The following is a 25,154-nucleotide window of genomic DNA, read 5'->3' on the forward strand; positions in this document are numbered from 1 at the left end:
GTAGATATTCGAGCTAACCTCTTCGACAAGATAATATTTTGGTGAAAGTATAAGGGTTTTAGTTTTCAAGATTCCAACTATTAAAATAAATTGGCCGTGGCGCGGCGGCAACGGTAAGGGTTCGAGGGTATTTTGGCTCAAGCCCGTAACAGATTCAGGTGTATCGGTTTGGAAATGACGGAGACGCGATTATTTTGGATTATTGAAATGTGGATACAATAGTTCTCGCACACAGCATTCCACTCATCACTGCTCCTTCCAGCGTAGCCGGATAATCGCCTGCCGTGTAATCGCCCGCTAATAGTACGTTGGCAAGCGGTGTGGTATGGGCAGGGCGAGGCAGATTAGTTTCACAGGAGAAGGTGGCGCGTTTTTCTGCAATAACTTGGTGCCACAAAGGCGATTCCCTTATTCCAAGTTGTTCGCCTATCTCTTGCGCTACTTTCTGCGCTAACAGTTCATGTTTTAAATTCTGATGCTTCCCTTGCGCGCTAATGACGGCGGCGATGAGGCCGTGCTGTCCGGCGATCGGCCCTTTATCAAACAACCATTGAGTAAAACAGCGGTCTAAACCCAGCATCGGTTGTGGCAAGCGCACCTGTTCGGGGTATTGTAGATACACGGTGTAAATGGGTTGATGCGGAATGGCTGCAATCTGCTCAGCTATCAATGCGAGTTGTGGCACGGTACGGAAAAGTCGCGCAGCCGCAATGGGTGAGGCTGCACAGATGACATGACTGAATAGTTGGGTATGTGCAGAGGCTATTGTAGTTGGGCGGGTAATTAATTCGATTTTATCGCCGTGTGGAATGATAGCTTCTACGCTGCAAGCGGTAAGCACCGTACCCTTAAGCTGTTTGACATATTCGGCTGCCCGTTCTGGAAAAAGTGCTGTGAAATCTATGCGTGGCAACAGCATGTCGCTATCGCTGCGCAAACCATTCAGGCTGTCGCGCAATACATGCAGTAACACTTGGGCAGAGGCAATGTGTATCGGCGTGTTGAGTGCCGAGATGCAAAGCGGCTCCCAAAGTAATCGTATCAGCTCGTCACCTTGTCCATGCATTTGTAACAACTTTAATACACTGATGTCGTGTGGCAAGGTGAAATTAATGCGTCCCAGCACCAGCATAAAGCGTGCGGCGCGCAAGCGTTCGCCGAATGACAGCCCTTTTGCGCTGAGCAACCCAGCCAGCAGATGGAAAGGGGCGGGAAGGCGGGGTGCTTTTAATTCAAAGCGATTGTGTAGTGTGAGTTGCAGCGGCAAATGCAGGAAATCATGCTCGATGTTGCCGCCGACTTGTTCGATAAGCTGTAGTGTATGGTGATAGCAGCCAAGCAGAATGTGTTGGCCGTTATCGAGCTGAACATCGTTATACCACACGCCGCGCGCGCGACCGCCGAGTTGCTTGGCGCTTTCAAATACCGTAACCGGGACATTTGCTGCAGCGAGTGTAACGGCGGCAGCCATGCCAGTGTAGCCGCCGCCAATGATGGCGACATGGTAATTTTTATTATTGCTCACAATACCAATTCTCAGTTCGCTTTGAGCGTAGCGTTACGAAGTGCTGAAATTAATTTATCTCACTCCGACTCAGGCGTAAATGCATCTTATAGATTAGAACAAACGGCAGATCAGGGTAGTTTTAAAGTACTTAGTTTTTCGCCCACGTTTTCCATGCCAGCCATAGCTTGCGTAGCGGGGTGAGTGAGACACGCTCTTTTAGTACATGACAGCCGCTGGCAACAATTTCTTCCAGAGTGGCTCGATAAATTGCTGCCATGATAAGGCCAGTGCGCTGCGCCTTGCGGTCTACAGCGGGTAGTTGCTCCAGTGCTCGTTGATAGTAACGCTGTGCGCGATCAATCTGAAACTGCATTAGTTTTTGAAAGCCTTCACTTTCTTTTTTATCAAGGATATCGTTGACGTGCACACCAAAAAGCGCTAACTCACCAAGAGGCAGGTAGATGCGCCCGCGTCGAGCATCCTCGCCCACGTCACGGATGATATTGGTAAGCTGGAAGGCGAGGCCAAGATCGTGCGCATATTTGAGCGTATTACGGTCGGTGTAGCCAAAAATTTCAGCAGCGAGTAACCCCACAACCGAAGCGACACGATAACAATACTGTTGCAGGGCCTTGAAATCGGCATATTGGTGCTGCTGCAAATCCATTTCCATACCGTCGATGATCTCGTGGAAATGCTCTTGTAGCAGGTTATATTGCTTGACTACCGGTATCAATGCCCGTGCGACCGGATGTTGCGGGGCCCCTGTGTAAATAGCAGTCACTTCGGTATGCCACCACGCCAGCGTAGTGCGTGCCACGTTCTCGTCCGAACTTTCGTCCACAACATCGTCTACTTCGCGACAAAAAGCATACAACGCTGTAATAGCGCGGCGTTTGTCTGGCGGCAGAAACATAAAGCTGTAGTAAAAGCTTGAACCGCTTTTAGCTGCCTTGTCTTTGCAATACTGATCTGGCGTCATGTTAATTCGCAATCAACGGTAACTGGCTGAATTATTCTTTTAAAAACTAAATGGTGCGCTTTTGCCCAGCATGATAACCCAGTCGAATGGGCGCAACATAGGACGTTGGCGGAACATGTCATACTGCACGGCTTCAAGTTTGTCGAGAATACGATTACCGCCCGCAATGATGAGCCGCATCTCAATGCCAATACGGCCAGTGAGTATGCTACCGAGCGGCGCGCCGCTGCGCATCAGGTCGCGTGTACGCTGAACCTGAAACTGCATGAGTTGTTGCCATTCCTTATCCACGCGGCTATCCGCGACATGCGCTTCAGTTACGCCGAAGTGCGCCATTTCGTCCTGCGGTAAATAGATACGGTCAATGGCATAATCTTTCGTGACATCCTGCCAGAAATTGATGAGTTGCAGACTGGTACAGATGGCATCGGAATATTTCAGGTTTGGAGGAGTGGCTTCTTCATACAGGTGTAACAACAATCTGCCGACCGGGTTAGCGGAACGGCTGCAATAATTCAGCAGTTCGTCGAAATTGGCGTAACGCTTTTTGAGCACATCCTGCGAAAAAGCGTCAAGCAGATCGTGGAATAATTGCAGCGGCAACTGATGCCGCGCAATGATGTCCGCTAAATCTTGGAATAAAGGCGTTAAAGGTGTTTCATTGGCGGCGATGCGCTTGAGTTCATTACGGAAACTATCAAGCGCCGTAAAGCGTTCTTCATTTTGAAGATCGCCTTCGTCTGCGAAATCATCAGCCTGACGCGCAAAATGGTAAATTATTTCTACTGCTCGCCGTAAGCGTTTGGGCAGAAGAATGGAAGCGACAGGAAAGTTTTCGTAGTGATTGACGGCCATTTTGGGACAAGCTTTGATCAGTGATTATGGTGTTGCTGGGAATTTAGGACACAGCTACTGTAAGGGTAATGGCCGTTACGCGGTACATGCTTGCATTAAGAAATGTACGCGGTGATGTCACCTCGCGCTTGGCAAGGGCTTGCTGATGTAACAAAGCCCCGGTCAGTCCGACGTGGGGTAGCGGTAGTAGATAGTATTCAGATGTCGCGCAACGTCTTCAATGTCTTCATTATTCCACCCAAGTTTTGCAATTCCCTGCCAGCGTTGTACTTCTGACTGTAGACTTGCCCAGTCAGTAACGAGCTTCTTTTCCCGCCAATGAACTTGGGTGCTGTGGCAAGCAATGCAATGCGTTGAATACAACAACTCACCACGTGCAGCGTTGTGTATTAATTGTGCTTCGGCGTTAGCGAAATTTCCGAATAAGACGAACAGCACGGCGAGTATCAATCTTTGAAACATGTCGACCTCCCAGTAAACGTTAATATACGGTTCAGTATATACCCCCGTACAAGGTTTTGTCGCCTGGCACCCTTGGTATTCATGGCGGAAGAGCGATCACTGAATCGGTAGCCGTCATCAAGTTGGTGCATGGCATGTTCGGCTGAAGCATGATCTATAACAAAGATAAATGTAGTGCAGAGACGTTATTTTTCCTCCCCAATGAGTGGTTTGCGTGTAGATTTTGCCAAATATACCCGCGCGAAAGTTAAAATCACCTCGCGCACTACCTTGCGTTGCGGAACGGGGAGCGCGAGGAATGCCTCGAATATTTCACGTTCCTGATAGCCGATGCCATCGTCCCAACGGGCGTGGGATTCTTTGATTTGCTGTTTGATTTCCAGACCGAAGGTCAGTTCATCGGGTGGGATGCGTAACCACTTTGCCAAAACTTCAATTTTGTCCAGACGCGGAATGGATTGTCCCTTCAGCCATTTATTCACGCCGTGTAACGTAACCCCCTTGCCGTAATAGCGTTGGTTGAACTCACGCTCCAACACGGCAGCTTCCGCTTTATAGCCTGCTTTTTCTATTGCTATACGTAACCGCTCGGCAAATTTCTGTTGTGGAGTTTCCATATGGTTACGTTACTAAGTTGTAACAGTAGCAACGTAACCTACATAAAAGTTCAGTCATGATATAAACTATTAGTTACGTAATTAACGTAACTAATCACGATGGCCAAAAGTCTGCTGGAACAACTCCCCGAAATCGTCGCCAATGGCCGTAAGGAGGCCGAACGCATTCTGCAAAGCATCGAAGGCCGTCACCGCATCAGCCTGCAAACCCGCGAATGGGTACTGCCTGCCAAAGACAGTGCCATGCACGACTGGATTACCAGCAATACACGCCAAGGTCACCTGCAAGATGCGGCTGATGCGGCGTGGACTAATCGCTTGATCTACGGCGACAACCTGCTGGCAATGGCCGCGCTGCTGGCTGGCGATGAGCAAACGCCCAGTCTGCGCGGCAAGGTGGATTTGATTTACATCGACCCGCCGTTTGATTCGAAAGCCGACTACCGCACCAAGGTCACGCTACCCGGCGTGGAGCTGGAGCAAAAGCCTACCGTGATTGAGCAATTCGCTTACTCCGATACTTGGAGCGACGGCACAGCTTCCTATCTGACGATGATTACGCCCCGGCTGATTTTGATGCGTGAGTTGTTGTCTGACAGCGGATCGATCTACGTGCACCTGGATTGGCATGTCGGGCATTACGTAAAAATCGTGATGGATGAGCTGTTTGGGAAAAACAACTTTATCAATGAAGTAGTCTGGCACTACAAGAGATGGCCAACTCCTGCTATGGAGTGGCAAAAGATGCACGACAATATTTTTATTTACTCAAAAAATCAGAAACAGAGTTATTTCAAGAAGCTGTATGGCCCTAGAACAGAAGAAACTCAGAAACGATGGAAAGATAAGCGCATAGTTGCAAGTCATGATGATGATGGAAACCGAGTTCCTTCAGAATCACTTACGCAAATGTCAGATGGTGCCCCATTAGATGATGTTTGGGACATCTCGATTATTGCCCCGGTAGCGCACGAACGAGTAGATTATTCAACACAAAAACCAGTTAAGCTTCTTGACCGTATTATCCAAGCCGCCTGCCCCGAAAATGGCCTTGTCTCCGACTTCTTCGGTGGCTCCGGCACCACCGCAGCCGTGTCGGAAAAGCTGGGTCGCCGCTGGATTACTAGCGATCTCGGCAAACCCGCCTGCATGATTATGCGCAAGCGGCTGATCGACCAGAACGCGCAGCCGTTTTTATACCAGGCCATCGGCGACTATCAAGTGGAGGCAGCCAAATCTACGCTGGGGCGCGGCTTTCGCATGGGCGATTTGTCGCAGATTGTGCTATCGCTGTTTGGCGCATTGCCATTACCGCCGGAAGACTCGCCGCAACGTAACCTCGGCCACATTACCGCTGGCGGCAGCAAGACGCTGGTGCTGGCCGATTCGCCCAACAAGCTTACTGGTGCGGCGACACTGCAAAAGGCCATCACCCAACGCGACAACCTGATGGGCGGCTGGGATCGGGTGGTGGTGCTAGGCTGGAACTTTGAGTCTTCGATAGGCGAGACCATCACTGGGCTGAATGACAGCCGTCTTGAAGTGCTGGTGATTCCGCCGGACTTGATGGACAGACTGAAGAAAAAAGGTTGGTTGGAAGAGCAATTGGGACTTTCCACCGGCAAGCAAAGAAAAATCAAAGTAGTCATTGGCGACAAATTAATCGAACATAAAAAGGGGTTGGTTTTTTCCAGCTTGCAGTATTTGACCATCAGGCCGGTAGAGCGGGTACGTCATTCCCGCGTAGGCGGGAATCCAGGTAATGAAAAAATCTCCTCGCAACGCGACGAACAAAACCACAAAAATTGTTTGACAAATCCGCTGGATTCCCGCCTGCGCGGGAATGACGAAAAGGGGGAAACACTGACCGTGCAACTGGACAACTACGTGTTGCTATCGCCCGAAGCGATCAATCTGGATGAGTCTAACCGCGTCAAGTTGCAGGCGGTCATCAATCAGGAGCCACTGGCATTGATCGAATACTGGGCGGTTGATCCTGACTATGACGGCAAGGTGTTCCGCTCGGTGTGGCAGGATTATCGTGGCAACACAGACAACGATGGTGATCCGCTGCGCGTGGTGACGAAGGCAGTGTTGACGCTGCCCGTCAAATACGGCGCGCGCAGCGTGTGTGTACGGGTGGTGGATGTGTTCGGTTTTGAGGCGGAAGTGGTGGTATCAGTGGTGTTGCCGCGTGAAATTTGAAACGCGTGTGGCGTCAGTCTATCGCCAATTCAGGAATGGCGTGCAGGCTCATTCCTATTTCCACTTGCGCCACTTTCAAGTCATACATGTTCTGCAAATTCAACCAATATTGGGGCGTTTGCCTGAAGGCTCGGCCAAGACGCAAGGCCATTTCAGCAGTGACAGGGCGACTGCCATTAAGCAGGTGCGAAATACGCATAGGAGAAACGTTGATGGCTTTAGCAAAGGAAGTTTGCGTCATCCCCAGATCTTCCAGAATTTCGCGCAGAAACTCGCCGGGATGAATAGGGGGCATACCGTTCGTAACAGATTTGGTTTTCAAGTGCATTTCTCCTCAGTAACAAAATTACGCAATTTTCTCTGCGGCAAACGGCGCGATTTACCTGTGGCAAACAGGCGCTCAGTTTCGGTGTCGGCAAAATTTTTAATCGCGTTTAAATATAAACAATTTGTTTATGGAAAGCAACTATGCCTGAAGTCGATGAGCAACTGGCACTCTCCGCAGGATTGACCGCCAAAACCAATCAACTTTGCCTTGGTTTGGAATATGGGGTGGCGGATATTTATGAACTGGTCACGCCTGCCACGGCAGAGCTGCTGAAGTGGTGGTTTGGCGAGGACATGGTCGCTGCGCGCAGCACGTTGAATTTTCATGCGGGGCAACGGCAGGCGATACTCAACACAATCGTCGCGCATGAGGTTCTGAAATCCAATAGTCTACTCGATCTCTATCAACAGGCTGCACCAGATGCACTGCTAACCGGTGGTCGGCTGAATGAAGTGGCGCAAGCCAAACACGCGCATCCCAAATATTGCCTGAAGATGGCGACCGGAACGGGCAAAACCTGGGTGCTGCAAGCCTTGCTGATCTGGCAGTTGCTCAATAAAACGGCGGCACAAGCGGAAGGAATCAGCGACCCGCGATTCACGCGCCAGTTTTTAATCGTTGCGCCAGGATTGATTGTGTATGACCGTTTGCTGGATGCGTTTTGCGGCAAACAGATTGACGGTGTGCGCAACTTTGCCACGTCGGATGTGGTGCAGTTTGCTGAGTTGTTCATTCCCGAAGCATACCGTGAGCTGGTGTTTGGTTTTGTACGCGGCAATGTGTGCAGCAAGACGGAGATTGGCCTGAAGGCCACGGGCAACGGCATGATCGCCATCGCCAACTGGCATTTGCTGGCTGATGTGGACGAAACGGAAAACGAAGAGGAAATCGCGGCACCGGGCGCAATGCTGGAGCCGCAACAAATAGTTAATGCCGTGCTGCCGCTCACACCTGGACGCGCCACCGGCAACAGCCTGGAGATGTTGGACCGTCGCTACGCGCGCGGCAATGTGCTGGAGTTTCTGGTCGGGTTGCCGGATTTGATGGTATTCAACGACGAGGCGCATCACATCCACGAATTGAAGAAAGAAGGTGAGACGAGCGAGGTGGAATGGCAGAAGAGCTTGAATCGCATTGCCGTGAGCAAAGGCCGCCGCTTTGTGCAGATGGATTTTTCCGCCACGCCATACAACGATGTCGGATCAGGCAAGAACAAACGCAAACTGTACTTTCCGCACATCATCACGGACTTTGATCTGAAAAGTGCAATGCGCGCTGGACTGGTGAAATCGCTGGTGCTGGACAGGCGCAAGGAAATTGGCGCACTGCCGCTGGAATTTAAGGCTGAACGGGATGAAGACGGCAACCCCAGCTTGAGCGAAGGCCAGCGGGTGATGTTGCGCGCCGGATTGCAAAAACTGAAAAAGCTGGAGGTGGATTTTGCGCGCATTGATCCGGTTTGCCATCCGAAAATGTTGGTGGTGTGCGAGGACACCACAGTCTCACCCAAAGTGGCCGAGTTTTTGAGAGATGAAGGTTTGCGTTATGGAGGTGGACTCGACGACGAAATCTTGCTGATTGATTCCGGCAAAAAAGTGGAGCTGGGCGAGAAAGATTGGGCTCCGGTGCGGGAAAGATTGTTCAGCGTGGATCAGCACGCCACGCCGCGCGTAATCGTCAGTGTATTGATGTTGCGCGAAGGATTCGACGTAAACAATATTTGCGTGGTCGTGCCGCTACGCTCCTCGCAAGCCCCAATTCTGCTGGAACAAATTATCGGACGTGGCTTGCGGCTGATGTGGCGCGATGAAGAATATGCCGACCTCAAACGCGAAAATCGCGAGCGTATCAATACCGGGCTTGAGCCGAGTAGTCTGATCGACATTCTTTCCATCGTTGAGCACCCAGCCTTCCAATCCTGGTACAACGAACTGATGGCCGAAGGATTAGCTGGTACGACAACCGAAGACAGCGACAATGCCAGCAGTACGGGCGATGTGATTGCGGTGGAGTTGCGCGATGGATTTGAGCAATACGACTTCGCGATCCCGCTTATTTTGCGTGAAGCGGAATCTTTTCTGGAACACCTTACGCCGGACTTGGCGGCATTGCCTGCTTTTACTGCCATGACGCTAGCGCAACTCACAGGGTTACTCGGAAAAGGCGACACGTTTATTTCGCAGGATTTGCAGAGCAGTACGCTGTTTGGTGATTACCGCGTTGAGGGCGCGGTGATGAATGTCAGTGGCTATAACGATTTTCTGGCACGACTGACACGCCGTATCAGTCAAGCGTTGAGCCAGCCACTGCCCAAAGGCAACAAGATCGCCACGCATCTGGCAAACCCATATTTGCAGGCCAATACTGCCGAGTTGACTGGCTGGCTGGATGGCTACATCCGGGGCTATCTGTTCGGTGAAACATTCAACCCGATGGAGACAGAGAATTGGCGTGTGCTGTTGTTGCAGCCAGTGATTGACCATATCAGCAAGGTATTGGCCGTGGCGTTGATCGAATCGCAACATCAGGACGTGGTGGGCGCAACCGAAGTGCACTATCGCAACTTATCAGAAGTCCCAAAATTGATGATGCGCGAGAGCAACTCGCTACCAGTTACCAAATGCATCTACGGGCGGTTGCCATTCCCTGCACGCAACGGTGGACTGGAACGCGCCTTCATCGAATGGGCACAAACTGATACGCAGATACTCGCCTTCTGCAAGGTAAGCGAAACACGCCATAATTTCGTGCGCCTGCGCTATGTGAAGGAAGACGGCTTGCCCGCGTTTTACTCGCCCGATTTTCTGATACGCACCGGGGATGCGGTTTATTTGGTGGAAACCAAGGCCCAGCAACAAACCATTCATCCAAACGTGCAAAGAAAGCTGAAGGCCGCTACAGCTTGGTGTGGACGCATCAACAGCTTGGATGCTGAATTGCGTGGTGATATGCCTTGGCACTATGTGTTGTTGGGTGAAACCGCTTTCCATGAATGGCGCAGCAAGGGAGCACGGCTGGGCGAGTTGCTGAACTACGCCCGTGTGCGCCCGCTGGCAGACGCATCAACGCAGGGGCGGCTATCGCTGTCATAGATGGGTTTTTATTAAGAGGTGAAATCAGGTTTTGATAGCCTGATATTTACGTTTGGCGATGGTTATTATCATGCAGCGATACCTCTATGGAATACGAGAAAACACGCATCAAATTCCAAATCAACCTGAAAATAGAGTGCTGGTGTTGTGGAGTGCTCTTGATGCTGGGCGGGCGGGGGTAAGAACAATAGCAGGTGGCAATTTCGCATAATGCAAATTGTGCGAGCGGTTGCCGATCCTCGTATGATTTCTCCATGACGCTGATACCCCACTTTGCCATAGCTAAGAAGGGCAAGCAGGAGTTTGGTCTCTCGCATTACGAAGCCGGGGCTGACAGGGCATTTATCATCACGCACACCCTGTGTGCCGCGGCCTACGGCTTTCTCGTTGCCTAGCGCCTCAGCCATGATGGCTCCAAAAAACTGCGCTCGACCAGAAACGTCTTCTTTATCCGGAGATTACATCCCTGGCGGTAGCCAGACGAGCACAGTGACATGTGCGGGGCTTCATTCTTATGCTGCGTTTCTCATCGTCAAAGCTATCGCCAGCGCGCTTCAGCGATGTCCTTGCTGCGGTGTGTGGGGGAGTTGGATATGTTTAAGAACGCAGCTAGGCTAGGGCTCGGTGGTGCCAAGTGCTGTGGTGTTAAAACCCCCATCCACATAGGTGATTTCTCCGGTGATGCCGCTGGCCAAATCGCTACATAAAAACGCTGCAACATTACCTACTTCTTCAGTCGTAACGTTACGCTTCAACGGCGCATTTTTTTCATTATAGTTTAAGAGTTTATTAAAATCGGCAATGCCTGCCGAGGCAAGTGTCTTGATCGGGCCTGCGGAAATGCCATTAACACGAATACCCTTGTGGCCCAGATTCATTGCCAAATAACGAACACTGGCTTCCAGACTGGCTTTGGCTAGACCCATTACGTTGTAGTGCGGCATGGTGCGTACCGCGCCAAGATAGCTTAATGTCAGCAGCGCGGCGGCACGGCCTTCCATCATGGGTAACGCGGCTTTAGCCATCGCCGGAAAACTGTAAGAACTAATGTCATGCGCAATTCGGAAAGCTTCGCGGGTAAATCCATCAAGAAATTCACCAGCGAGTGCCTCGCGTGGAGAAAAAGCGATTGCATGCACAAAGCCGTCGAATTTATCCCAATGTTTGCCAAGATTAACAAATAGCTGGTCAATTTCCGCATCACTCGTTACATCGCATGGAAATATCAGTTCACTGTCAAACTCTCGGGCCAGATCGCATACTCGGTCACGTATGCGTTCACCCTGGTAGGTAAATGCCATTTCTGCGCCTTCCCGCCACATGGCTTGTGCGACACCATAAGCGATAGAACGATTACTAATCATACCCGTAATCAAAATGCGTTTATTTGCCAGAAATCCCATGTCATTCCTTTAATTAAAGTGTTGCTTAATAATTCCCGCGATTATAACCGCACTATCATTTCCACGTGCTAAGCGGATAAACCAAAAATCTGTGATTGAAATTTAATTCACGCTATTCCAGAGGGTTTGCCTCGAATTTCTATCAAGTGATAAAACGTGTCTATCGACATGACCATAATTTTGCAGGTTTTAGAGACGTTTTGAAGTTCTGATGCAAGATTGAGCAATCCTGCCTTATGCTTAATTATTGAGTTGCTGGTAATGAAAGATGAGCGTTACCTTTCTTTAAGTTTGATGACGGACTCAACACCCATATCAAACTGGTAACGCTCACTTTTACAAAAATATTGCCAAACCAAATTGAGACACTTCAAATTCACATGATGGCGGCCTTAATTCAAAAGCGCGCCGCCCTCATACCCAATCATGGCTTAGAATGCTCTGCCAGCCATTTTCGTGCCAATGCCTGTGCCTGTTCTATTTGCACTTTTGCCAACTTGTATTCAATATTTTTTCTACTTCTCTCAGCCGCTTCGAACCCTTCTCCCGCTGCCAAGTTATACCACATGTGCGCTTGAACCCAGTCCTGTGGTACGCCCTGGCCACTTTGATACATCAACCCCATGCTGTGCTGCGCCTTTGCATTTCCTTGGTCGGCTGCCTTTAGATACCACGATGCGGCTTCCTTGAAATCCTGTGGCAGCCCTTGGCCATTTTCATACAACACACCAAGGTTGTACTGTGCTACTGCGCTACCCTGAGTTGCCGCTTTGCGATACCACCATGCAGCTTCTCTGTAGTTCTGTGGCACACCTTTACCACTATGGTACATCTGACCTAGATTAAACTGTGCACCTGCGTGACCTTGTCCGGCCGCTTGGTGGTACAAAGAGTCTGCCACATCATAGTCTTGTGTAACACCTTTACCATACTGGTACAAAGCGCCAAGAGAGGTTTGTGCATCCGCAAGCCCTTGTCTAGATGCATATCTATACCATACAGCCGCTTCTTTGAAATCTTGAGGAACACCTTGACCCTTGTGGTACATCAAACCAAGATTATATTGAGCAACTGCATCGCCGTTGACTGCAAGCCGACGAAATTCTTTTAATGCAGCGGGATAATTACCCTTCTCATAAGCCTCAGTTGCATCTTGCAAATCAGCTTGCGCACCTGCACTCATCGCTAAAAAAATCATTGTCAAAAACAATCTGAATAAATTTACCTTAATTGTGTTGTGCATTTTGATTCCTCGTAATTTAAGTCTATTAACCCGACGTGATTCTGTTTTACTTTACACCGTCGCTGTTGCCTTCGATCTGCTGATACATCTTACTCGTGTTTTTAAAAAAAACCACTGAGCTTGAGTGGCTGAATTATAGTCTTAACAGTGATTTTGCATCCTACCATCATCATCATCCGCACTCAAACCTCATTCATGCCTTTGTTGTGTATAAACCTCATCATTTTCATCGTTTGTGCTGAATTAAACAACCTCTGGCAAACCAGAGGTTGTACGTCAAGGAGAGTGTGTTATTTGCGGGGTGAAGCCACAGCTTTATAGTTCACAGGGCAGCGTCCCGAGAGTCCTATTTTTTGGCCGAAAGCCATCCTTCAGTGCTACCCCGCCAACCCCACATAAACATTCTGCACGTCATCATCCGCATCGATGGCTTCGAGGAAGGCTTCGACTTCTTCACGTTCGGCATCATTACTGATGGTGACGGGATTTTTGGGGCGGTAGCCAACCATTGCGGAGGTGACGGTGAAGCCCTGTGCGGGTAGCGCTTTGCACACGGCATCCAGATCGGTGAACTCGGTGATGAACAGAGTCGCACCTTCATCCGCAGGCTCAAAGTCTTGCGCGCCCGCTTCGATTGCGGCGACCTCAGCATCACCATCTTTTGTATTCGGTGTCGCTTCGATCATGCCGACATGGTTGAAGTCCCATGATACAGAACCGGGCGCGCCCAACTGTCCTTTGCGAAACAGCACATTCATGCTGGATTTAGTGCGGTTGATGTTATCGGACAGGCATTCAACGATGACGGGTACACGGTGCGGCGCGAAACCTTCGTACACCAGATGTTCCATGTGAAGCGGACCATCCAACAAGCCTGCGCCTTTTTTGATGGCGCGATCCAAGGTGTCTTTCGGCATAGAGGCTTTTTTGGCTTGCTCAACCACCAGACGCAAACGTGAGTTTGAGCCAATGTCAGCACCGCCCTTTGCGGCCACCATAATTTCTTTGGCCAGCTTGCCGAAAATCTTACCCCTTGCATTCGCTGCGACTTCTTTGTGCCTTGCTTTCCACTGTGCGCCCATGTCTGTTCTCTTCTGTGATGGTTGATACAAAGATCGTTGAGGGCGCATCTTGCCTCAAGTGGCGTGGTGGTTCAACCCAGAATGGCCGATATTGCAAGACCTCGTCATTCCCGCAGGCGGGAATCCAGCGATTCTATTCAAATGCCTTTATTGACTCCCTATTGATTCACAGTTTGCTATGTACGTCTGTAAAACAAAGGGGGTAATTCGGCGAATTCCTATCCCTGCGCATCACCCAGCGATGTTGGATGTGAGATACTGAGATGATAATGCGTGCCCCGACTTTCCCTCACTTTGCCACTGGGATGCGTTGAATAATTCAGACTTAACGTGCTAGGATGCCGTCATGAAAAGAGCAGTTGCCAATGCGGTTGAGAATAAAGCGAAGCCTGTGAAGGCAGGCGCACGTGGCTCTGCGCATCTTGCAAAAGTAATAGCGGCAAAACCCTCTTACAGCAAAGCGGCTCGCCAAGCTGCTTTTAGCAAAGTGGCTAGCCACTTGCCTGCTGCGAAAGCCGTGTCTCAGGCCAAGCTTATTTCAAAGGTTAATCCTGCCGAATTCCGCATCGTTCGCATGCCTGGCTAAGACGTGGTTGCCGGTTACGATTGGTTCCAGCCGAGCGACCTCCAAAAACTATCCACGCGCTCCAGAAAACAACTCAGACAGCCATCCTGGTTGGGGGACAGTCCCTAACATTCTGGGTCGATTATTTTAAAATCCCGGTACCCCCAAGTGACACGCCGTATCTCACGCAGGATGCGGATGTTCTAGCCACGAGGCATGATGCACATATCGTCGCCGCAGAATTGCAGGGGACACTTCGCATCGCGAAGCTCGAAGATCATACGTCTAATACCGCCATTGTTACTTACAAAACCCCGGATGGACGCACTCTGTTTATCGACTTCATGGGAACGTTGATTGGGCTAACCAACGAAGAAATCAGAAAGCTCGCTGTCGAGCTTGAACACCCCGAGTATGGATTTATACGCATTCTCCACCCGACCCTTGTTCTCAAAAGCCGCATCGTTAACCTGCATCGTCTATCCTCCAAGCGCGACACGAATGGTATTGAGCAAGCACGTTTAGCCGTGTTGGTCGCCAAGGCATTTTTCAAAAACTATGTTGCATCAGGGTTCGCCGGTAAAAAACCCGACCGTTATCTGATAGATCGAGTTGTATGGCTGGAAAAACTAGCACTCTCAGATGCCGGAATGTTCGTATTTACGCAATGGGGAATTGATGTCATGGGAGCTGCCCCGATAGAAATCATAACCAATAAAAAATTCCATACCGAACATTGGCCTCGCGTTGATGCCCGAGTTCAATCCAAACGGGATCGCAAAAAAACAGCAACTTGAAAAAAGATGCAGGTGCAAGGCCATGACTGAAGCGCTCCCACATGACGATAATGGTATGGATGATGGTGTAGACGATGAAATTTACGCATCGTCTTAATCTCACTGAGCCAAAGGTTTTTTCTTTATGCTGGCTCTGGCAAAACGCGATCACTGGTGAATGCGATAAATCGCGTTCGTCGTGAATATCGGAGGACGCTACTGCTTTAATGGCAACGCATAGCCGTGATTACCTATACAAACGCCGCATGCGATGAAATCAAGAAACGACTTGAATTTGACCCCTTGGCCGAAGTTTCCGCAATTCACTCTTTCGCGTAGTCACTGAATTGTTGCAGTCGACTGTTGTTGCCATTATCAAATGCCGATTTGGCTATCTTGAGCAGTGGATAGTCACACCAATACCCAAAGAAATGACGGCTTCTCGGTCAAAGCAGCCGTTCACTGCCCCCAGAAAAGGACGATTAATGAACGTCAACCGCGTCGGGCCGCTTCGATCGTAGCGATGTCGATTTTTCCCATTTGCATCATCGCTTCGAAAGCGCGCTTGGCCGCCGCGCGATCAGGATCGGCAATCGCTTCAATGAGGGCGCGTGGCGTGATCTGCCACGACAGGCCCCACTTGTCCTTGCACCAGCCACATTCGCTTTCCTGGCCGCCGTTTCTGACAATCGCGTTCCACAAGCGGTCGGTTTCGGCCTGGTCACCGGTCGCAACCTGGAAGGAGAAAGCTTCATTGTGCTTGAACTCCGGGCCACCGTTCAGGCCGATACAAGGGATGCCAATCACGGTGAATTCGACCAGCAAGACGTCGCCCTGCTTGCCAGCGGGATAGTCACTGGGCGCGCGATGGATCGTTCCCACCGCACTGTCCGGGAATGTTTCGGCATAGAACTGCGCGGCTTCTATTGCGGTGCCGTTGAACCAAAGACAAATCGTATTCTTGCTAATCATTTTAGTTCTCCGATGGATGACAAATATATAGCTTAAACCATGAAGACTGCCCGATTTCTTGGGCAAGTGGCGTTCCTTAAGGTGACGCACCCGCGCGCTCTGCTTTCCGCTGTGCGCCTATGCTTGTTCCCTTCTGTGAGGTTGATACAAAAATCGTTGAGGACTCATCTTGCCTCAAGTGGCGTGGTGATTCAACCCAGAATGGCCGATATTGCAAAACCTCGTCATTCCCGCGCAGGCGTGAATCCAGCGATTTTATACAAATGCCTTTGGAAAAATCAATGTGGACAGAGTCAATTGGTGGTTTTGTTTTTGATACTCAGATCGTCTATGTGTTTGGGGTTTATCAATCGCGTCCGACGCTATTGATTTTCAATTTATTCTTGCGGAGATTATTTTTCGAGTTCCCGTAACGAGAACTTGCATTTCGCAATTTTCATCTGTACAATGTTCCCAAATTGAGAACATTGACTGCTATGAAGCTACTTGGGAAAAATCGACTTGGGGTACTTTATGGCCTTGATGACCAAACAGATGACTGGCTGCGCAATTGGGTGTCAGAGCTAACTCATGCCAATTGGAAAGCGGCAAGAGAGGTATGTCGACAATTCCCAAAAGCAAAAAATGTTGCAAACGGTGTATTCCAATTTCCTGTTGCAGAACAACCCCAATGCATTGAGGTGGCAATGATGTTCCATCAGTCTGTCGCCTTAGTGATGAATTTGAAACGCACAACACTGTGAAACTAATGAACGCTAAAGTTATTCGCACAGAAGAGCAGCACCAAGAATACCTGCTTGAGATACAGGATCTGATTACACAAAATCCTCAACAAGGGAGTAGAGCAGCCGAGCGCTTAGAGCTTCTATCTGTTCTTGTCGAAGCCTATGAAAACCAGAAATTTCCAATAGAAGTACCTGATCCGATAAGTGCAATACTTTTCCGTATGCAGGAACAAGGCTTGAGGCAAACCGACCTCATCCCCTATTTTGGCACTCGTAGCCGCGTCTCTGAGGTTCTCAGTAGAAAACGTCCGCTAACAGTCAACATGATTCGCGCAATTTCTAGTGGACTGGGCATTTCTACAGAGACACTTGTGGGTATTGAGCCAGCAGAAATTGCTCAAAGCGCTAGAGATGAGGTTGATTGGAGTTGTTTCCCAATCAAAGAAATGGTAGCGCGTGGTTGGCTACAAAAACTTACCAACAAAACCGTTGAGTCAACGGAGGAACTCGTTAAAAACTTTATTGCTAATGTTGGCATGCAATTTAGCAATACAGCATTCCGCCGCACCCTTGGCGGGGACGCAGACTCACCGGCAACGCGTTATGCACTGTATGCATGGCTTGCTCGCGTGATTCAAAGAGCTAGAGAGCGGAAGTCGGCTCTTGGTTCATTTGATCGCAACGTGTTCTCGCAGACTTTTTTACGCGAACTAGCACAACTCAGTTGGTCTGAACATGGCCCTGTCCTTGCTGTCGAATTTTTGGAAAAGCATGGCATTGCTGTGGTGATCGAACCTAATTTAAAGGGAACACTGTTGGACGGCGCAGCCCTTCATGATAATGATGGCATGCCAATTATCGGCCTTACCCTCCGGTTTGATCGGTTAGATAATTTTTGGTTTACACTTCTGCATGAGGTGTCTCACCTTTGGAAGCACGTTGTTGCCGAGGAAACTTTCTTAGACAATTTGGATGCATCTTCTGACGATCGCCGTGAACTGGAAGCGAATCGAATAGCAAAAGAGGCATTGATTCCACGGGTTTCATGGAAACGAAGCGATGCGTACTTGAATCCAAGTACGCAGTCCATAGATCGACTGTCTAGGGAGCTGAAGATACATCCAGCAATCGTTGCTGGAAGACTACGAAAAGAGCGAGAGAACTACATGATATTTAATGACTTGGTCGGTCACGGCCAAGTACGAAAGCATTTCAACTTAACAGGGGTGGATTTCTAAGATGAGTTTCCTTTATGTTCCGGTAATGGCTGCAAAACGTGGGGAATTTACTGCCCTGTTAAATTTGCGGAGTTCAGCATCAGAAAAAACCATTCCGCTCTTCGAATTGCCTGCGAAGAAGCCTGATGCCAATGTTCATGAGAAGACTATTAATCGAACGGCAATTAATGCTGGTAAAGCATGGGGTGCCCGCCGAGCCTTTTTGGACATTTCCAAGTGGAGTTCAGATGCGCGAACTGAGAGCGGTATCCACGTCTTAGAATATGCATTTGCACAGTTTCGCGCCAACAGTGTGATCGCGTATCCTGTCGTGGGTTATGACCGTTGGGATGATCCAACCTACAGTCAGGCGCTAAAGAATATCCGTAAGTCTTTCCCAGTACCGCCATGCATCCGTCTCGACAGAGAGGCGATACAGCAAGATATGCCTGATTTTTCATACTTCTCAGATCGCATAAACGACATCATGGCGTCACTCGATGTTGAGCATAACAGCTGCTACGTAATGGTCGATTTTGGCGACGTTGCCACTGATTCTGTGCCAGACGTGATTACCAATGCAGAAATGGCCGTAACGACCTTGCGGAACTTAGGCTTTAGCACTGTTATTGTAGTGGGTGGTTCGATGCCAGTTGCTATAAACGAAGCAGTTGACATACCGGACGCAGAAGGCTGTATACCACGTATCGAAATGATGGCTTGGAAAGCTATTTTCTCTGGTAGCAAAGATCGCAAAATAATTTTTGGTGATTATCTGATCCGAAGCGCGAATACGGTAGAAGGGGTGATTGCTCCGAATGCAAACGCCAAAATTCGCTATACCATCGGCAATCAGTTCTTCGTCGTGCGCGGGCACTCAAAAAAACTGGATTCATTGACTCTCCAGCATAAAGTGCTTGCTGAGAAGCTAGTAGCGTCGCCCCACTTTATGGGGGCACCGTTCAGTTGGGGCGATTCTGAGATATTCAACTGTAGTATCGGTATCAGAGAAATTCGCGATCACACTGGAATGATTGCCGTAGATAGCAATCATCATATTTGTGCTGTCTTAACGGAAATCTATGGACATCAGCAAGTCATAACTTCAATAAAAAATTTGACGGACTCGAATTAGTTATATAGATATGTCTAACAAAGAAAAGCTTTAGCTCCCACGGTTCGCTGGGAATCGGGGGGTAAATTCATGCTGAATTCGTCGTGACATCCTGAAGGCTATGGCGAATAGGTTGATTAAAAGGCCTGCGTCAGGGGTGTCATCCTATGGAGCAGGAATTCTTCACGACACGCTGCTAGATCACCCCACGCTGTTTCATCTGTCAGTCGATCCGTGGGCATTGTTAGGATAAATAGTTCATACGCATTACGCAGCTCGCTTTTCCGCATCCCTCATAATACGTATGCCAACGCGCGCCAGATCGCCTAATGCACCAGGTTTTTCGATGCCAATCTCGACCCGACTGCAATGCCATTCCATTAACATGCGTTGAGCGATGTGTTCTGCCAAAGCTTCCAGCAATCGATAGCGGCAGGGTGCAAGCCAACCGGCAAGCTGCCGCTCAATAAGCGTACGTGTCAGGCCAAGCGGGTGTGCACTTTCTAGCCGTAAATTAAAAACGAGCGGACGTGAGGCTGCCCGTTCCCATTCGTACACGCCGATGAGGGTATACAAAGTAATTCCATCATGTGCGAGCGTGTGCGCCATTAGGCTGCGATGTTCCGCAGTGTGTGCGCTACGGCAACCATGTTGCGTAGGGCCGCTTCCACTTCCGGCCATCCACGCGTTTTCAATCCGCAGTCCGGGTTAACCCATAAGCGTTCGCGCGGAATAACAGCACATGCTTTGCGCATCAGACGTTGCATTTCTGCTTGACTCGGCACACGCGGTGAATGGATGTCGTACACGCCGGGACCTATATCGTTCGGATAATGGAAGGCACGGAAGGCTTCCAGCAGTTCCATATCCGAGCGCGATGTTTCTATCGTAATCACATCAGCATCCATCGCGGCGATGGCGGGCAAAATGTCGTTGAATTCCGAATAGCACATGTGCGTGTGAATTTGTGTGGTGTCTCGCACGCCGCTGGTACTGATGCGGAAAGCGCGCACTGCCCAGTCGAGGTAATGCGCCCAGTCCTGCCGTTTGATCGGCAAGCCTTCGCGTAAGGCGGCTTCGTCAATCTGAATGATGCCAATGCCCGCTCGCTCCAAATCCTGTACTTCGGCGCGAATCGCCAGTGCGATTTGCAAGGCGGTGGCAGCGCGAGGAATATCGTTGCGCACGAATGACCATTGCAGAATGGTGATTGGTCCGGTGAGCATTCCTTTCATCGGTTTGTCAGTCAAGCTTTGTGCGTAGCAACTCCATTCGACGGTCATTGGGTGTGGGCGTGAAATGTCGCCGTAGATGATAGGGGGTTTTACGCAGCGCGAGCCGTAGCTTTGGACCCAGCCGTATTGCGTAAAAGCAAAGCCTTTCAGTTGTTCGCCGAAGTATTCCACCATGTCGTTGCGTTCGGCTTCACCATGCACCAGCACGTCGATCCCCAGTTCTTCCTGCTTGGCCACTACATGGTGGATTTCTGTCTGCATTGCCGTGCGATATTGCTCCTCGCTTAGTTTGCCTTGCTTGTAGCCAGCGCGGGCACTGCGGATGGCTGCGGTTTGGGGGAAAGAGCCGATGGTAGTGGTAGGGAAAGCAGGCAGCTTGAATTGCTTTTGCTGTGCAGCGATGCGCTGGGCAAACGGCGTAGAGCGTTCTTCATCGGCAGGTTTCAAGGCTGCAATACGCTGATGCACTTCACGATCATGTCGTAGCGGCGAGTACACCCGGCTTTCCAATGCGGCATTGGTTTTTGCCAATTGAGGAGCGATGGCTTCCTTGCCGTGCGATACACCCTGCGCCAAAGTGACAACCTCCTCGAGCTTTTGCGTGGCAAATGCCATCCAACTTTTGACGGTTTTATCCAGTCCGGTTTCTTGTGCTAAATCCACCGGCACATGCAACAGAGAACAACTGGGTGCAACCCATAGTCGATCCCCCAGTGTTATGCGCAATTCTTCGAGGATAGCTAACGAAGCAGGCAAGTTGTTGAGCCAGATATTTCGGCCATCTACAATACCTGCAGAAAGGATTTTATCTGCCGGGAAATTGTGGATAAAGGGTTCAACCTGCTGCGGAGCGCGCACCAAGTCGATATGCAGGCCGGCAACCGGCAAGGCTTTTAGCGCTTCGGCATGGTCTTCCACGCTGTCGAAATAGGTGGCGAGCAGAATTTTGGGGGCGTCCTGCGACAGGCTGGCATAGGTGTGAGTGAGTGCTGCCACCCATTCCTGCGGCAAATCGAGTGCCAGTACAGGTTCGTCAATTTGCACCCACTCCACGCCTTGCGCTTTCAGGCGCTCCAGAATTTGCTTGTACACCGGAATTAGCTTGGGCAATAAATTCAAGCGGTTCAGACCGGCATGTTTTTCTTTACCGAGATACAGGTAGGTGAGCGGACCAATTAATACCGGCTTGGCATTGATCCCCAGTGCCTGCGCTTCACCTACTTCATCGAATAGCCATGAACTATTCAGCTTGAACTCGGTAGAATTCAGAAATTCCGGGACGAGATAGTGATAGTTGGTGTCGAACCATTTGGTCATTTCCATGGCGTGCTGTTGCGCATTGCCGCGCGCAAGCTGGAAATACTGCTCCAGTGTTGATGGACCTGTAAAACCGAATCGTTCGGGCGCGGCACCCAAGAGGACGGTCATATTCAACATTTGGTCGTACCATGCGAAATCCCCAGCCGGAATCAGATTAATTCCCGCATCGCGTTGCACCGCCCAGTGCCGTGCTCGTAATTCTTTGCCGATGGCGAGCAGGGATGCTTCGTCCAATTGGCCATTCCAGTACGATTCCAGAGCCTTTTTGAGTTCGCGTTGCGCGCCGATGCGTGGAAAGCCAAGATTGTGTGTAGTCGCCATGATAATCCTCCGTTGGAAAGGATGGCATCTTCGGCAAATTCTTATTATTATGCAAAATCATTATTTTCGTATTAATCATTAAATTATTTAATAATGCTATCCATTCTGGAATTACGCCATTTACGAATGTTGGAAGCTTTAGTTGGGAGCGGCAATCTGTCGCGTGCCGCGCAACGCTTACACCTGACACAATCGGCAATTTCGCATCAGGTCAAACAAATAGAAGATCATTACGGCGTTCCGTTGTTCGAACGCAAGACCCAGCCTTTGCGGCTGACGGCTGCCGGACAGCGACTGCAAGTTTTGGCGGGAGCGGTGCTTGCACAAGTGGCAGAAGCCGAGCGCGATATTGCGCGCATCGTAGAAGGACAGGCCGGGCGCTTGCGTATAGCGGTGGAGTGCCATACTTGCTTCGAGTGGCTAATGCCCGCGATGGATGTTTTCCGTGAACATTGGCCAGAGGTTGAGTTGGATTTAGTATCCGGTTTTCATGTTAATCCGCTGGCACTGCTGCGCGAAGACCGCGCCGACCTTGCCGTGGTATCTGAGTACCGTAAGAACGGAATGACTTATCACCCTTTGTTCGGTTTCGAGATCGTCGGCATTGTTTCCTGTTTACACAAATTGGCACAAAAGGAATACCTCACTGCACGTGATTTTGCCGATGAAACGTTGGTGACCTACCCGGTACCGGAAGAGATGCTGGACGTAATCCGCAATTTTCTGAAGCCCCACGGCGTTGAACCGAAACGACGGACCGCCGAACTGACCGTTGCAATTCTACAATTGGTTGCCAGCCGCCGAGGTATCTCCGCCATGCCGAATTGGGCGGTGCAAAGCTATTTGAAAACCGGCTACGTGCATAGCATGCGTTTAGGCAAGGAGGGATTGTTCGGTGAGTTGTATGCCGTCACATATGTGGAGGCTGCGCAAGCGTCCTATATGCAGGATTTTCTGGAAACCGTGCGAACGGTCAGTTTTAACCGTTTGCCAGGGCTGATACCATTAATGATCCGCGGAGAATGAGTTTTAACTTAAGGCAATGCTGAACAAGTCCCTCCGTTCGGGCTGAACCTGTCGAAGCCATTTGCAAGTGGTACGTTTCGACAAGCTCAACGCGAACGGACTTGTTCTTCGTAGCTTTCTCAAAGGTAATGGTAGTTGGTTTTAGCCGCCCATCTTGGCCATTTCGGCTTGCATTTCTTCGGGCGTCACATCGCGCGTATGGGTGGCTATCGACCAGCGGTGACCAAACGGGTCTTCCACTTGACCGTAACGGTCGCCCCAAAACATATCCGCAATAGGCATGGTGATTTTTGCACCCGCTGCTACGGCTTGCACCATGGTTCCGTCCGCGTTTTCGACTTGCAAATGGATCGTGATTGGCGAGCCTTTCAATGTTTTTGGTCCAAGTGCGCCCCATTGCGGATTTTCTTCAGCGAGCATCAATTGTGAGTCGCCAATCTGAACACAGGCGTGCATGAGTTTGCCGTCTGGGCCTGGAAGGCGCATCAACTCTATGGCATTGAATGCCTTTTTGTAAAACGCAATAGCCTCCAACGCGTCTGCACAGATGATATGCGGAGTGATCGAATGCATGCCATCAGGAATAGCTTTGACTTTTAAACTGGTCATGATTAATTCTCCTAGATTTTTGATTAATATTAAAAATTACTTACTTAGTGTGCGTACTACTTGCTGACAAGCTGCTTAATTCGCGTCGTAAGCTCGCTGTATATCTGCAATCACGATCTTCGACATCGTCATCATTGCTTGCATTACACGTCCCGCTTTTACAGGGTCCGAGTCACTTATCAATTGTATGAGTTGCTTGGGAACAATCTGCCACGACACGCCGTATTTATCGTCCAGCCACGCGCATTGACTGGGCTTGCCGCCAGCGACCAATGCGTCCCAGTAGTAGTCCACTTCTTCTTGGGTTTCGCAATTCACGACGAAAGAGGTCGCAGGTGAAAATTTGTACATCGGCCCATTGAGCGCCATAAATTGGCGTCCTTCCAGCTCAAAATTTGCGGTCATCACTGTGCCCTCTGGCATGGGTGCGCCTTTGCCGTAGTGAGTGACGCTCAATATTTTTGAGTTTTTAAAAATAGAGACGTAATAGTTCATCGCTTCTTCGGCTTGCCCGTCGAACAACAAACAAGTGGTGATTTTTTGCATGGTTTTTTTATCCTATTTTGGTTAAATATGATTAAGTCGCTGTGCCAGATAGTTCGCTAAACGGTCAAACGTGCTGTTCCATCCTTCATTATGTCCCTCTTGCTCAGATAATGACTGAAATGGTGTTTGTCTTAGCACCATGGTTGTTTTTTCGTGATTTTCGGTAAGGGTAATAGTGATTAAGTTTTCTATGCCTCGTTCGCCTGTTTCTTCCCACGCAAAGGTAAATGTCAGTAATTCCGGCTCGACTACCTCACGAAATTCGCCACCATGCCATAGCAAATCTCCGGTTTCAACAGAACGTAAACAGTTGCGCCAGCGAGCGCCCGACCGTGCATCCCACATCACATTGACGGCGGGATGGTGGCTGGGGCCCCACCAATTCAACGCGTGTTTGGGATCAGTCCATGCTTTCCACACTAACGCTCTTGGCGCATCGAATGTTCGAGTGATGATGAGTTCGTTGGGTTTCCCGGTGCTTGTTAAATAGGCATCGAGCCGCGCCAGCGTTTGCTGGCCACCCTCAATCGCACCAAATTCAGCCAAAGCTTTGCGTTGTGCTGCTGACTCCAGGATTATTCGCAGTGTGACCTGCGTCTGATCGCCCAAGTCTTGTAGCGTCATGGTGGCGTTGAACTCGGCATGGTCAGGGTCGTCGCCGCCGTGCTCGTAGGCCATGAAAGTCGGCTCGGTGATGGTGGTGTAGCGAATCCAGTTATTGTAATTTGTGCCGGGGCTACCGTCTGCGTTGGGGGGTGCGTGCATAATGTAGCGCCATAGTCCGCTCACACGCACGTCCATCTCAAAAATCGTATTGGTAAAACCGTTTGGCCCCCACCAATGTTGGATGTGCTCGGGCCGGGTGAACATTTGCCAGACGCGCTGGATGGGTGCGTTTACGGTGCGCGTGAGGATAATCTCGTTGGATTTTTCGGGAGTCAGAGCAGACATG

Annotated in this window: 24 protein-coding genes and 1 pseudogene; 8 read left to right on the top strand and 17 right to left on the bottom strand. The window is 49.9% G+C overall.

Annotated elements, in window-relative coordinates; translation table 11 throughout:
• Positions 1 to 199 precede the first annotated feature (199 nt).
• The 5 genes from hpnE to W01_RS00445 all read right to left on the bottom strand — a co-directional run bounded on the left by hpnE (position 200) and on the right by W01_RS00445 (position 4,423).
• Positions 200 to 1,525, bottom strand: a complete 1,326-nt coding sequence (gene hpnE, locus W01_RS00425) for a hydroxysqualene dehydroxylase HpnE (protein WP_242006988.1) — start codon at positions 1,523 to 1,525, stop codon at positions 200 to 202.
• 130 nt (positions 1,526 to 1,655) lie between these two features.
• A complete protein-coding gene (gene hpnD, locus W01_RS00430; RefSeq protein WP_173051716.1) occupies positions 1,656 to 2,489 on the bottom strand; it encodes a presqualene diphosphate synthase HpnD in 834 nt (277 codons plus the stop codon).
• Positions 2,490 to 2,528: 39 nt separating this feature from the next.
• Positions 2,529 to 3,344: a squalene synthase HpnC gene (gene hpnC / locus W01_RS00435; RefSeq protein ID WP_173051717.1), complete on the bottom strand. Its 816-nt coding sequence runs from the start codon at positions 3,342 to 3,344 to the stop codon at positions 2,529 to 2,531.
• Positions 3,345 to 3,506: 162 nt separating this feature from the next.
• Positions 3,507 to 3,806, bottom strand: coding sequence for a c-type cytochrome (locus tag W01_RS00440; RefSeq protein ID WP_173051718.1), 300 nt, complete (start codon positions 3,804 to 3,806; stop codon positions 3,507 to 3,509).
• 185 nt (positions 3,807 to 3,991) lie between these two features.
• A complete protein-coding gene (locus W01_RS00445) occupies positions 3,992 to 4,423 on the bottom strand; it encodes an XRE family transcriptional regulator (protein ID WP_173051719.1) in 432 nt (143 codons plus the stop codon).
• Positions 4,424 to 4,522: 99 nt separating this feature from the next.
• Between W01_RS00445 and W01_RS00450 the strand changes: the two genes are divergently transcribed.
• Positions 4,523 to 6,628 (top strand): DNA methyltransferase, encoded by a 2,106-nt coding sequence (locus tag W01_RS00450; RefSeq protein WP_198421307.1) that lies wholly within the window; start codon positions 4,523 to 4,525, stop codon positions 6,626 to 6,628.
• A gap of 13 nt (positions 6,629 to 6,641) precedes the next feature.
• Here the strand turns inward: W01_RS00450 and W01_RS00460 are convergent, their stop codons facing one another.
• Positions 6,642 to 6,950, bottom strand: coding sequence for a HigA family addiction module antitoxin (locus W01_RS00460; RefSeq protein WP_242006989.1), 309 nt, complete (start codon positions 6,948 to 6,950; stop codon positions 6,642 to 6,644).
• Between the two features lie 146 nt (positions 6,951 to 7,096).
• On the opposite strand from W01_RS00460, the gene W01_RS00465 reads away from it, so the two are divergent.
• The gene (locus tag W01_RS00465; protein WP_173051721.1) at positions 7,097 to 10,048 is read left to right on the top strand and encodes a DEAD/DEAH box helicase family protein; all 2,952 of its coding nucleotides are present in this window, start codon (positions 7,097 to 7,099) and stop codon (positions 10,046 to 10,048) included.
• A 68-nt stretch (positions 10,049 to 10,116) separates the two neighbouring features.
• Here W01_RS00465 and W01_RS00470 read toward each other — a convergent pair whose 3' ends face one another.
• From W01_RS00470 to W01_RS00490, 5 genes and pseudogenes are all read right to left on the bottom strand, one after another.
• Positions 10,117 to 10,455, bottom strand: a complete 339-nt coding sequence (locus W01_RS00470) for a hypothetical protein (protein WP_173051722.1) — start codon at positions 10,453 to 10,455, stop codon at positions 10,117 to 10,119.
• A gap of 207 nt (positions 10,456 to 10,662) precedes the next feature.
• Positions 10,663 to 11,451, bottom strand: a complete 789-nt coding sequence (gene fabI / locus W01_RS00475) for an enoyl-ACP reductase FabI (RefSeq protein WP_173051723.1) — start codon at positions 11,449 to 11,451, stop codon at positions 10,663 to 10,665.
• A gap of 134 nt (positions 11,452 to 11,585) precedes the next feature.
• Positions 11,586 to 11,714 (bottom strand): annotated as a pseudogene (locus W01_RS00480) (helix-turn-helix domain-containing protein); the annotation flags it as partial.
• Between the two features lie 161 nt (positions 11,715 to 11,875).
• Complete coding sequence (locus W01_RS14455) at positions 11,876 to 12,694, bottom strand: tetratricopeptide repeat protein (RefSeq protein WP_198421308.1); 819 nt, start codon at positions 12,692 to 12,694, stop codon at positions 11,876 to 11,878.
• A 377-nt stretch (positions 12,695 to 13,071) separates the two neighbouring features.
• The gene (locus W01_RS00490) at positions 13,072 to 13,776 is read right to left on the bottom strand and encodes a YebC/PmpR family DNA-binding transcriptional regulator (protein WP_173051724.1); all 705 of its coding nucleotides are present in this window, start codon (positions 13,774 to 13,776) and stop codon (positions 13,072 to 13,074) included.
• A gap of 346 nt (positions 13,777 to 14,122) precedes the next feature.
• Between W01_RS00490 and W01_RS00495 the strand changes: the two genes are divergently transcribed.
• Together W01_RS00495 and W01_RS00500 are read left to right on the top strand one after the other, a co-directional pair.
• Positions 14,123 to 14,362 carry a hypothetical protein gene (locus W01_RS00495; RefSeq protein WP_173051725.1) on the top strand — a complete coding sequence of 80 codons (240 nt, stop codon included), beginning with the start codon at positions 14,123 to 14,125 and terminating at the stop codon, positions 14,360 to 14,362.
• Between the two features lie 20 nt (positions 14,363 to 14,382).
• On the top strand, positions 14,383 to 15,138 hold the full coding sequence (locus tag W01_RS00500) for a hypothetical protein (RefSeq protein WP_173051726.1): 756 nt from the start codon (positions 14,383 to 14,385) through the stop codon (positions 15,136 to 15,138).
• Between the two features lie 471 nt (positions 15,139 to 15,609).
• On the opposite strand, the gene W01_RS00505 is transcribed toward W01_RS00500, so the two are convergent.
• Positions 15,610 to 16,089: a VOC family protein gene (locus W01_RS00505; RefSeq protein WP_173051727.1), complete on the bottom strand. Its 480-nt coding sequence runs from the start codon at positions 16,087 to 16,089 to the stop codon at positions 15,610 to 15,612.
• A gap of 458 nt (positions 16,090 to 16,547) precedes the next feature.
• On the opposite strand from W01_RS00505, the gene W01_RS00510 reads away from it, so the two are divergent.
• From W01_RS00510 to W01_RS00520, 3 genes are read left to right on the top strand one after another with little or no spacing between them, the layout of a single operon-like run.
• Positions 16,548 to 16,832: a type II toxin-antitoxin system HigB family toxin gene (locus W01_RS00510; protein ID WP_173051728.1), complete on the top strand. Its 285-nt coding sequence runs from the start codon at positions 16,548 to 16,550 to the stop codon at positions 16,830 to 16,832.
• Positions 16,833 to 16,837: 5 nt separating this feature from the next.
• A complete protein-coding gene (locus W01_RS00515; RefSeq protein ID WP_173051729.1) occupies positions 16,838 to 18,052 on the top strand; it encodes an ImmA/IrrE family metallo-endopeptidase in 1,215 nt (404 codons plus the stop codon).
• Position 18,053: 1 nt separating this feature from the next.
• Positions 18,054 to 19,166, top strand: a complete 1,113-nt coding sequence (locus W01_RS00520) for a beta family protein (protein ID WP_173051730.1) — start codon at positions 18,054 to 18,056, stop codon at positions 19,164 to 19,166.
• A 246-nt stretch (positions 19,167 to 19,412) separates the two neighbouring features.
• Here the strand turns inward: W01_RS00520 and W01_RS00525 are convergent, their stop codons facing one another.
• The gene (locus W01_RS00525) at positions 19,413 to 19,754 is read right to left on the bottom strand and encodes a dihydroneopterin aldolase (RefSeq protein ID WP_173051731.1); all 342 of its coding nucleotides are present in this window, start codon (positions 19,752 to 19,754) and stop codon (positions 19,413 to 19,415) included.
• Entirely contained in the window at positions 19,754 to 22,021 is a 2,268-nt protein-coding gene (metE, locus tag W01_RS00530; RefSeq protein ID WP_173051732.1) for a 5-methyltetrahydropteroyltriglutamate--homocysteine S-methyltransferase, read from the bottom strand. Before metE ends, W01_RS00525 begins: the two co-directional genes overlap by 1 nt.
• Positions 22,022 to 22,114: 93 nt before the next feature.
• Between metE and W01_RS00535 the strand changes: the two genes are divergently transcribed.
• Positions 22,115 to 23,047 carry a LysR family transcriptional regulator gene (locus W01_RS00535; RefSeq protein WP_305792520.1) on the top strand — a complete coding sequence of 311 codons (933 nt, stop codon included), beginning with the start codon at positions 22,115 to 22,117 and terminating at the stop codon, positions 23,045 to 23,047.
• A gap of 141 nt (positions 23,048 to 23,188) precedes the next feature.
• Here the strand turns inward: W01_RS00535 and W01_RS00540 are convergent, their stop codons facing one another.
• The 3 genes from W01_RS00540 to W01_RS13795 all read right to left on the bottom strand — a co-directional run bounded on the left by W01_RS00540 (position 23,189) and on the right by W01_RS13795 (position 25,153).
• Complete coding sequence (locus W01_RS00540; protein WP_173051733.1) at positions 23,189 to 23,656, bottom strand: VOC family protein; 468 nt, start codon at positions 23,654 to 23,656, stop codon at positions 23,189 to 23,191.
• A gap of 75 nt (positions 23,657 to 23,731) precedes the next feature.
• A complete protein-coding gene (locus W01_RS00545; RefSeq protein ID WP_173051734.1) occupies positions 23,732 to 24,202 on the bottom strand; it encodes a VOC family protein in 471 nt (156 codons plus the stop codon).
• A gap of 21 nt (positions 24,203 to 24,223) precedes the next feature.
• Positions 24,224 to 25,153: an SRPBCC family protein gene (locus W01_RS13795; protein ID WP_198421309.1), complete on the bottom strand. Its 930-nt coding sequence runs from the start codon at positions 25,151 to 25,153 to the stop codon at positions 24,224 to 24,226.
• Position 25,154 lies beyond the last annotated feature (1 nt).

Origin of the sequence: Candidatus Nitrotoga sp. AM1P (assembly GCF_013168275.1) — a bacterium.
GTDB lineage: Bacteria > Pseudomonadota > Gammaproteobacteria > Burkholderiales > Gallionellaceae > Nitrotoga.